9 protein-coding genes and 2 tRNA genes are annotated in these 10,678 nt (G+C 41.4%); all 11 read right to left on the bottom strand.

The genetic code is table 11. From position 1 onward, the window contains the following. Positions 1-96: 96 nt before the first annotated feature. Positions 97-888, bottom strand: coding sequence for an ABC transporter ATP-binding protein (locus tag ACTQ34_RS05880; RefSeq protein ID WP_441362952.1), 792 nt, complete (start codon positions 886-888; stop codon positions 97-99). A gap of 8 nt (positions 889-896) precedes the next feature. Continuing rightward, positions 897-1,670, bottom strand: coding sequence for an ABC transporter permease (locus tag ACTQ34_RS05875; protein WP_441362945.1), 774 nt, complete (start codon positions 1,668-1,670; stop codon positions 897-899). An 18-nt stretch (positions 1,671-1,688) separates the two neighbouring features. After that, positions 1,689-4,697, bottom strand: a complete 3,009-nt coding sequence (locus ACTQ34_RS05870) for a glycosyltransferase (RefSeq protein WP_441362944.1) — start codon at positions 4,695-4,697, stop codon at positions 1,689-1,691. A 13-nt stretch (positions 4,698-4,710) separates the two neighbouring features. After that, entirely contained in the window at positions 4,711-5,307 is a 597-nt protein-coding gene (locus tag ACTQ34_RS05865) for a D-sedoheptulose-7-phosphate isomerase (RefSeq protein WP_441362943.1), read from the bottom strand. Between the two features lie 3 nt (positions 5,308-5,310). After that, positions 5,311-6,612 (bottom strand): HAD-IIIA family hydrolase, encoded by a 1,302-nt coding sequence (locus ACTQ34_RS05860; RefSeq protein WP_441362942.1) that lies wholly within the window; start codon positions 6,610-6,612, stop codon positions 5,311-5,313. After that, positions 6,613-7,545 (bottom strand): NAD-dependent epimerase/dehydratase family protein, encoded by a 933-nt coding sequence (locus ACTQ34_RS05855; RefSeq protein ID WP_441362941.1) that lies wholly within the window; start codon positions 7,543-7,545, stop codon positions 6,613-6,615. 15 nt (positions 7,546-7,560) lie between these two features. Next, positions 7,561-8,547: a GHMP family kinase ATP-binding protein gene (locus ACTQ34_RS05850; RefSeq protein WP_441362940.1), complete on the bottom strand. Its 987-nt coding sequence runs from the start codon at positions 8,545-8,547 to the stop codon at positions 7,561-7,563. Between the two features lie 27 nt (positions 8,548-8,574). Beyond that, the gene (locus ACTQ34_RS05845; RefSeq protein ID WP_441362951.1) at positions 8,575-9,573 is read right to left on the bottom strand and encodes a glycosyltransferase family 2 protein; all 999 of its coding nucleotides are present in this window, start codon (positions 9,571-9,573) and stop codon (positions 8,575-8,577) included. A 472-nt stretch (positions 9,574-10,045) separates the two neighbouring features. Next, a tRNA-Ser gene (locus tag ACTQ34_RS05840) sits at positions 10,046-10,136 on the bottom strand. 33 nt (positions 10,137-10,169) lie between these two features. Next, positions 10,170-10,258 (bottom strand) — tRNA-Ser (locus tag ACTQ34_RS05835). A gap of 50 nt (positions 10,259-10,308) precedes the next feature. Next, positions 10,309-10,665 (bottom strand): arsenate reductase family protein, encoded by a 357-nt coding sequence (locus ACTQ34_RS05830; RefSeq protein WP_441362939.1) that lies wholly within the window; start codon positions 10,663-10,665, stop codon positions 10,309-10,311. Positions 10,666-10,678: the final 13 nt, after the last annotated feature.

Raw genomic sequence — 10,678 nt, 5'->3', positions numbered from 1 at the left:
AGTTTGCTTGCTCCTTTCGAATGTTTGTGTGGTAACTTCATTCTACCAGAGCCTGCAAGCTATGTCTTCTTTTATGCGATTTTCAATTTGCGCAACTTATTGTACCTTATCTTGTTCCCCGCCTGTACCACTATGATCTTCAAGAAGATATTCCCCATTCAAGAAACGCTCATACTGATCACAAATCTCTTGCGCATCACCAAATGCAATTTGCTTGCCATGATCCAACCATAACACTTTGTTGCATAGCTCACGAATTTGATCCAAAGAGTGTGATACCAGAATGGTTGTAGCCCCTTGAGATATAATTTCTCTCATTTTTTTTGCACTTTTCTCACGGAAAGCGCCATCTCCCACGGACAATACTTCATCCAGAATGAGTATATCCGGTTTGACGAGGGATGCAATCGAAAATGCAAGCCGAGACTTCATACCTGATGATAATTGCTTGAAAGGGCGATCTTCAAATTCGCGAAGCTCAGCAAAGTCGATAATATGATCATATGTCTGATCCATAAACTCTTTTGTATAACCCAGCATAGCACCGCGAAGATAGGCATTTTCTTTTACTGTCAAATCGCCATCAAAGCCGCTGCCTAACTCCAGCAAGGCAGCGACTTCTCCATTAGCAGTGATTTTCCCCTTGGTCGGTTCCATGATACCAGCTACTGCTTTGAGCAATGTTGATTTACCTGCTCCATTCGTGCCTACAATACCCAACATGTCCCCATGTTCAAGCGTAAATGAAACCCCGTCAACCGCCATAAATTCCTTTACATGGTAGTTATGCGTGCTCTTTCGCATTACATATTCTTTTATACCAATATCCTTAAAATCTCCAGTAATATAGCGAATGGAGACATTTTCTGCTTTTAGTGCAAATCCCATTTCTAACCTCACACATAATAAAGGAAACTGTGGTTTTTCTTTTTGTAAATCCAACTTCCTATCGCAAAAACGATTGCCGCATATGCTGCTGCTAATAGATGAAATTGAAGCGTCGGAATTGTATTTTCGATTACAATTTTGCGAAAATATCGAATATACAGATATACTGGATTAAGCAAGAACAGATTTTGCCCAATCTGCGGGAAGCTGCTAATATCATAAAATATCGCAGACATATACATCAGTAACATGGTAAAAATGCTGTATAAATATTGTATATCTCTAAAAAACAGATAAAGTGCAGATAAGATCAGTCCCATTCCCAGATTAAAAATAACCAAACAGAAAATCGGATAGAGCAGCAAAACAAATTTCCATGTGATTGGAATACCATTGATAATTACAAAAATAAAGTAGATTATTAACGTCATCCCAAAGTTAATCAGCGAAGATACATTCTTGGAAAATAAAAACATATATTTGGGTACATTGACCTTAGTGAAAATGTCCGCGTTATCCAGCAGCGACGTCATCCCCTGATTTGTCGATTCACTAAAAAAAGAATATACCAGTTGTCCGGAAAATAAATAAATTGTATAATGCGGAATATCCGAGCCAAGAAGAGACGAAAATACAATGTTCATTACCAGCAGAGTTAAGAGTGGGGAGAGCATACTCCAGCCGATTCCCAAAACGGTCCGCTTATACTTTTTTGTGAAATCACGATGCACCAGCTGTCGAAATAGAAAATGGTATTTTTTTAGTTTTTCTATTATACTCAAATCGAACCCTCTTTCATATTACTTTGCTAGGCATGCAACGATATAAAAGTTCTTTTCTTGATCGTATGCGGGGTAAGGCGTTTCGTAGCAATGGGGAGGATTATATGTACCTCTTGCCAAGTCTATCGGCTGGAACAACTCAGTACGAATTGCAAACCCAGCTTTTTCGAATTGCTGCACCCACCATTGGTATTCATGCAGAGTAACATGCCAATTTACCCCAGTTTCTGGATCAATATCATCCCAATTCGCAATGGATGCAACAAAATATCCTGTATTGCTCAAATGCATTTTTATATTTTCTAACATCTGCGGTAAATCGTTTTCTGCAATATGTTCCATTACCTCCCAAGCACTGATAATATCAAATTTTTTTAGGTTACCATTCGGTGTTTCCAAACGGAACTGTTTGGTAATATCACATGTTTGCAAACGCTCGCCCAGAAGTCTCCATTCTGCACGTTGCTCCTTTTTCGAACTATCGCTCCCTTCTAATCCCATAGATATATGCCCACGAAGTGCAGCTTCTAAAACCATACCTCCACCCGAGCAGCCAAGATCCAAAAAGCTGAGTCCATTTTTTTGACCAAGAATTTCCTCACATCTTTCTACAAACCTTGGATATCTCGTATTATCCCTTATTGTGCCGTGAGGATATAGGTAATCTAAACTTTCATATGCAATCGGATAGTCTGTAATAAGATGAATATCATGCTTTGGCAGAAACGCTCGCTGGCGTTCCATTGCTACCATGATATCACGATAGGTAAAATCGATATGGCGATGTACTTGAGCAAGAATCATGTGACGGCTCAATTCATTCTCCTCAAACACCTTTCCACTCAGCATCTGCCTTGTGTTTTCACATTCTTCAAACACTTTTTGACTCAGCATCTGCCTTGTGTTTTCACATTCTTCAAACACTTTTTCATCAATCTTGTTACCCAATTTTTCCTGATTGTGAAGAAGTGCGGTATGAAATGCATTGGCATATTTCTCCTGATTCAAACTCATCAAATCAATACTCTTAGAGATATTCTCAAATCGCGCAACAATATTATTAATAATTTTTTCCTTCGACTCTATCATGGCTAAAGTCCTATTGAGTCTATCATTTTGGGAATATGCCAAATTTGTTATTTCTATCAAACGATCCTCATATCTATGGCGGAAAGGCTGATATAAGGGTTTAATCAATCTTTTCAAGAATCTTTTGATAGTTTTCTTAAAAGATGTTTTTTTCACTATGTCCTGATGTTGTTCAGTCTGACTTTCCTCGATTCGCTTGATAGTAATTGCATCTAATTGACCGGTACGTGCCTCAGTGAGTCTAAGACTAAAAACATGCGCTAAGCTAAAGGAATCGTATAGCTTTAATATATTATTGCGCTCAATTGCATCCCTAAAATATTGTTCTAAACGCTTATAATCTGCATCAGCAGTTACTTTCCCGCTCCACGGTGACAATAGTGGCAAATCCTCATCAGGAACTTCGACACCAAGTTCTTGAAAGTTGTTTTTGATCATTTCACGCATCATAACAACTGTCTTATTATTTTGGCCTGCACTACCATTGTGCCATCTATGATATAGCAAAATATCATGAACGCACCCTACATGCATATTTTTCTTAAATGCTCTTTGCCATAATTCCCAATCTTCAACATATCCTCGCGTTTCATCATAAAATAACTCATTTTTTATGAAGAAATCTTTGCGGAACATAATGGTTGGATGATCAAAAGGACATGTCAAAACAGACCATGCTTTAGCCATTTCTCCTTCCATAGCCACTCTACCATCATTCATATCGCCAAAATATAGATAGTCAGATGTGCATAATGTTATGTCGGGATTGCTTTCTAAGTACTCTACCTGTTTTTGGAGACGATATGGCGCCGCAATATCATCATCATCAAGTCGTGCAATATATTTACCAGTTGCTAATCTCATTCCGCGATTCAAGCTAGCAGCAATCCCTAGTCTTTTTTCATTGAAATATAAATTGAGTCGTACATCTTTGTAAGAATCTACCAATTTTTGTGTCGCCTGCTGTTCAAATGGCTCCGCAATAATAATAACTTCAAAATTAGAGTAAGCTTCATATCCATTTTTTTTCTGTTCTGTAAGGCTATCAATACACTGTTTAAAATATCCCAAATCCGGCTTGTATACAGGAATCACGACAGACACTTCGGGAACTTGCTTTCTTTCTAAAACCGATCCACCTAGTTGTAACCAATCTTGATATGTTCTTTCCCAAGCCGGAAATGTTTGATTGAGATAATAATCATTCCAAAACTTATTTGATCCCCATGAATGTATCAAAATTGCTTTGCTGCAATCTCTTCCAATATAGGGGAAACACCCATAGGTACCATTATGACCAATGGGATATATATCAATATTAAAATGCTGGATCAACGCATTGATAACACCCTGATCCGGTAAATTTAAGTTATCTGCCCATTCCAGGGTCTTGTCATAACACCACTGTGTATAGTCGCAATCCTGTTGCAGAACATCTCTCACAATAATCAGTCCAGTGCAACAAAGATAACTGTCCATATCATATTCTTCAACAGCGTGAATAAAGTTGGTTCTCATATAGTCAACATTCTTACTTGACTTATTTTTAGGATCTTCCCTCAATATTGAGAGTCCATACCCCTCTGTATCCTCTAAGAGCTGTCTCAAATCTCCCTGTATAACCATATCCGTATCAATCCACATGATAAGGCTGTATTCGTCCAGCAAGCGAAACATCTCATATCTTCCAAACATGATGAGCGAAAAACGTTGAAACCTTTCCATTTCTAATAGTTTTTCAGAAATAGGCGAACAATACGGAATAAATCGACAGGGCATAATATCCTGCATGAGTTTCTTATCTTGTTCGGGTATCTGTGTATCTAGTACAATAACTTCATCAAAATTTTCGCGATTTGTATCTCGTATCTGCAGTAACATATGACCGATCAGAGCCGGTCTCGTATCTGCCAGCATAATCGCATTTTTTTTCTTCACGACTAATCCTCCATCACGGTTTTTCCTGCAAATGATTTATACCACACAGATACTTATAAAACATACTCATCATCAGATGATCAAAAATCATATGAATATCTTCCGTAACCTGCATGCTGTTCACCGGAACATGCAGCGAAATATCACACATCTGCTTTAGTTTTCCGCCATCAAACCCAGTAATGCCAATAACCTTGTTACCGCAAGATTTCGCATATTCTACAGCATTGATGATATTTTTTGAATTGCCGCTACCCGAAATCGCAATCACCAAATCCCCTGGCCCAATGCGGTCAGTCAACTGGTAACGAAACACTTCTTCAAACCCGATATCATTTGCTACCGCCATAAGTGTTGCGACATTGTCATTGAGGCAGCGAAAACGGAACTTGGTTTTAAGCGGCTCAGAAATGCCCTTGTTGAAGTCGTTTTCAAAATGCGATGCCGTCGAAGAGCTGCCACCATTGCCAAAAATATAAATCCACTTGCGATTATGATATGCCTCAAGCAATGCATTCAGGGCTTCATTGATTGCAGCAATATCCAGCTTATTAATTGTCTCAATTTCACAAGCAATATAATCTCGAATATCCTGCTGAAAATCTATCATCATTTATCCTCCTATAATTTTGTTAACTGCTTCCAGCAGATCTGAACAAACCATATCTGGAACATCATCATACTTTCCATCTTTGCCAGCATCACCAGTTAGCACGAGCACCGTATGCGTTCCTGCATTTTTTCCTGTACGAACGTCTACCGTTGTATCGCCAATCATCCAGCTTTGCGCTAAATCAATATGAAAGCGCTCCGCGCAATCCTCAATCATGCCAATATCCGGTTTGCGGCAATGACAAGGAATTTTATACTTCGGATTTTCTTCCGGATATCCCTTATCCGGGTGATGCGGACAAAAGCACACCTCGTCCAGAAATACACCTTCCCGTCCAAGCAGCGTCTTCATTTTATTGTGAATCCGTTCAACATCTTCGACTTCACATAAGCCCCTTGCTACCACCGGCTGATTGGTTATAACGATTGCCAAATACCCGGAAGCATTGATTTTACGAATTGCTTCAACTGCACAGTCTTCCAGTTCAAATTGATCTTCTTGATAAATAAATCTATTTTTCCTATTGATCGTACCATCTCGATCCAAAAAGATAGCTTTCTGCATCCGCTGTAGATTGCGCGCCGCAATATAACCACTGGCGAGTTCTTTTTCAGCCACCTGAATCCGTTCTACCGTACCAACATCTTTGATATATTCTGGCGACCGATAAGCATACACCGCTTCTCCGGACTGGATCATCCCGGTTAACAATTGCTTTTCCAAGTCGGTTTTTACCGGTTCCGTAACTTCATCACAGATTGAAGCATCAAACAAATACAAACCTGCATTGACGCAGTTATCATACCAATAATCACGCACATTATTTTTCGAGTCAAACCGTAGTATACGGTCGTCATCATCCGTTACCACCAGATCAGAATCAAACGGATGGGTATTCGGATGAACAAACAAAGTGGCTTTCGCCTCTTTCATACGATGGAACCGTATCATACGCTGGAGATCAATATCAAACAGCACATCGCCAAATACAAGCAGGAAATCTTCGCCAGAAAGCATCGGACGAAGATAATAAAACGCTCCCGCAGTTCCCAAAGGTGAAATTTCCTCGATATAACGGATTCTCAGCCCCATTTCTGTTCCATCGCCAAAGAATTCTTGTATCTTATGGCCCAGATGGCCGATAATCATCACAATATCGGTAATGCCATTTGCCTTCAGCTGTTCTACCTGCCATTGCAAAATCGGTTTCCCACATACCGGCGTCATCGGTTTGGGAATTTCATCTTTGGTAAGGGACAGAAGGCGTGTCCCCTTTCCGCCGGCCATAATCACTGCCTGCATTTAAATCACCTGCTCAACCGTATGCGCCACCGCGTCATCCGATGAATACGTTGCAGACCAACCTGCTGCATGAATCTTGCTCAGATCATAGGCAAATACCGGAACATCGCCCTTCCAGCCCCCTCGACCGCCGGTATATTCAAACGGAATACCGGGTAGGCCCATTTTTTCACATACGATTTCCGCAATGCGCGTAACCGAAGTTTGCGTCTCAACGCCAATGTTATAAAGCGTAACACCCTGCGGCACATCTTTGAACCGCATAATACCATTCACCAAATCATATACATGCATATACGGCTTGGACTGTGTTCCATCACCCAAAATCCTCAGGTGCGACGGATCGTCTTTGAGTCGCTTTACAAAGTCAAAAATGACACCATGTGTCAATCTCGGACCAATCACATTGGGGAACCGGAAGACGAGCACACTCATGTCATTCATATAGCTATATGCGGAGATCAGCGCTTCCGAACCCAGTTTTGCTGCACCATAATACGAAATTGGCTCGAGTGGTGTCGTATTCTCCGCCACTTCGCTGCCCATTTTTTCACCGTATACTGCCGACGTGGATGCAAAAAACAGCTTTTTCACCTGATGCCGACGCATACATTCAATCAGATTAAAAGTTGTCGTATAGGTGTTTTGATACTCAATAACCGGGTTGTTTGCACTTGCCTGAATATCAGAATTGGCAGCAAGATGGAACACATATTCCACCTTTTCCTTCGCAAAAATACGATCCATTGCTTCCAGATCGCAAATATCCTGCTCATAGAACGTAAACTTCGGCTCATCTGCAAGATGCTCGATATTTTTACGCGTGCCAATAAAAAAATTATCGACACAGACTACCTCATGCCCTTCCTTCAAAAGTGCATCGACCAAATGACTTCCAATAAACCCTGCGCCACCTGCTACCAATACTTTCATTGTCGTGTCTCCTTTTTATCTCCAGTATTTATCGCCAATGTAAACAACCGATGCGCCATCTCTTTCAAAAGCAAAGTCAAAGCGACGCAGCCCCAACGCAACACGCAGCCGTTCCTGCTTATCCGGTTCACAGAAGAACAGCAGGAATCCCCCGCCACCAGCTCCTAATAATTTTCCACCGATTGCACCATTTTTCATAGCCGTTTCATATGCGCGATCAATATCTGGATTGGAAATGCCGGATGCCAGCGTTCGCTTTAATGTCCATCCATCATTCAGCAATGCACCAAAGGAGGACAAGTCATTTTGCTCTAGTGCAGATTTCATCTCCTCCGCAAGTTTGCACATCTGCTTCAAATTTTCAGCTTTGGCCGCATCATCAATATTCTTTTTTTGTTCCTGCAGAATGCTGTTTGCCGAACGCGTGCTGCCGGTATAAAACATCACCAAGTGCTTTTCCAGTGCTTTATACGTCCCTGGTTGCATGACAATCGGTTCTACCGAAACCGAGCCATCCCGGTTAAACCGAATAAAATTCAAACCGCCAAAGGCTGCCGCGTATTGGTCTTGCTTGCCAATCGGACTTCCCAGCTTTTGAATTTCCACTTCACAGGCCTTCTCTGCCAGTTTTCCCTTTGACATAAACTTGCCCTGATAACAAGCGATTGTGTTCAAGAGGCCAACCGTAAATGTGCTGGAAGAGCCCAGACCGGTTCCTCCCGGCACATCTGCCGTAGAACTGATTTCCACACCACTTACACCATACTCGTTAAGAACGCAGTTAAAAATTCGGTGTTTAATCTGCGAAATATCCGTTACCAATTCATTCTCAGAATACTTAAGCAGTGTAGATTTCTCATCAAAATAAGGATGAATGGATAAATAGCAGTATTTATTAATGGATGTACTTAATACACATCCACCATATTTTTCATAAAAATTTGCCATATCGCTTCCACCGCCGGCAAAACTCACACGGAAAGGTGTCTTTGTAATAATCACGACATATCCTCCTTCATACTATCCAAATTACCGACGTACTAACTTTCGCTTAGCCTTTTTGAGCAAAGATAAAATATACGCCCCCGCTGATAATCCAAAAAACTTCATAAAAATATAAAATGCGTTTGTAATAGGATATCTCGACGGATATAGTACAGATTTCCAATCACTAAATGCATTATACGCCGCTTTTCGATCCCTTTTATCAACCTCGCGGATCAGTGCAATATTCAGCAAATATTCAAACCGATATTGTTCTTTCAACAAGTCTGCAAATGCAATGGTTTCAGACTGATCCAGTATCAAAATACTATTTTCAATTACAAATGTCACATCCTGCACCCTTTTTGCACTCACAACATTCATCAAGGACGCAACTCGACCCATGCGATAGAAGTAATACGGTTTGTTCCAAAATTCTATTTGAGGATTACTAGCAAATACCCTTGTTGTATAATCAATATCTTCGCTTGTTCGGTTTTCCAAAAAGCTGATGCAATTTTCCTCCAAAAAACGCCGACGGTAAATGTATCGCCATACATTCCAAAAACACTTTTTTTCGCGTAACACGGTAGGTAAGGCAGACAATCCCGCGTCATGCGGTGTATTCCCCACTTGATTGACTACTCTTTTCACCCCAGTAGAAAACAGCTGAATGTAATCAGACATATATACGTCCGTCTCATCCGGATGCTGCCGTATGTATTCCATTAGCATCGACAGATTTTCAGTATCAACCACATCGTCACTATCAAGGTAAATGATAAACGTCCCTGTACTGTTTTCCACTCCGCAATTACGCGCATTAGAAAGTCCCGCCCCGTTTTGTATCACCAAACGAACAGCCGCATTCCGCTGCGCATACTCCATGGCGATTTCATTGCTGCGATCCGTCGAATTACCAACCACCAAAATGATCTCACAATCGGAATCTGTCAACGGTAAAACACTGTCCAGGCACTCTGACAGATAATCTTCTACTTGATAAACAGGAATAATAATCGCAAAAAGCAAATTCGTTTTCATATCCACAAATCATTTCTCTCATATTTTGGTACCAAGGGCAAACATCTTTTTTCGCTTTGGATACACAACCGCATGTTATCCCATCTGCGATATACTAGAGTCAAGACGCTTTTACATTTCAGTTTATTTCCCGAGTCCATTCACCAGTAAAACCGTCATTCTCCCAATCCAACCAAAGCGCTCTGTAAAATTTCAAAAATGGGCATTTTCGCCAAACAGAAACGCATATAACCATTAAAATGATACTACAAACCCCTGCATTTTGCAAGTAATTTGCCGCACTTTATTCTGCCATTCCTGCCAGGCACCATTACCAATTTTTCTGCTAAAAAACCTTCTTTTCTATCTGCAACGCAATTACCACCAAGGAACCCCCCATAAACATAATGAAATAATTACCAAATCCACTTCTTTTCTGCGTTCTTGGGATATGAAAAAAACGCACTTTTCCTTGTCAGAAAAGTGCGTTTTTTGGCGGAGACGGAGAGATTTGAACTCTCGCGCCGGTTTCCCGACCTACTCCCTTAGCAGGGGAGCCCCTTCACCAGCTTGGGTACGTCTCCATGTCAAGTAGTAGCTTCGCCACGATAAATGGTTGGCGGAGCGGGTGGGATTCGAACCCACGCGCCCTTTCGGGCAAACGGTTTTCAAGACCGCCTCGTTATGACCACTTCGATACCGCTCCGTATCTTGCCCGATAAGCAAGAATTATTATACCATCCGTTTTTCCCTTTGTCAATCCTTTTTCAGCGTCTGCTCCCATTCTGCCTGTTTAAAGCCAGTCAGCACGAAATTCTCATCCACCAGCAACGGACGCTTGACCAACATGCCGTCGGTTGCAAGCAGCGCCAGCTGTTCCTCCTCGCTCATATCCGGCAGCTTGTCCTTGAGGGCCAACGCCTTATACTGCATGCCGCTGGTGTTGAAAAAGCGCTTGAGCGGCAGACCGCTGCGCGCATACCACGTCCGCAGTTCTTCTTCCGTCGGGTTGTTCTGTTTGATATCGCGCTCGTCAAATGAAATTCCCTGCTCTTCCAGCCACTTTCTGGCTTTCTGACAGGTCGAGCACTTGGGATAACAAAGAAACAGCATCACACTCTTCCTT

Origin of the sequence: Agathobaculum sp. LCP25S3_E8, from assembly GCF_052117165.1 — a bacterium.
In the GTDB taxonomy this organism is placed as follows: Bacteria; Bacillota; Clostridia; order Oscillospirales; family Butyricicoccaceae; genus Agathobaculum.
Note: the sequence above shows the minus strand (reverse complement) of the source record. Positions and strands in the feature narration are given on the sequence as shown.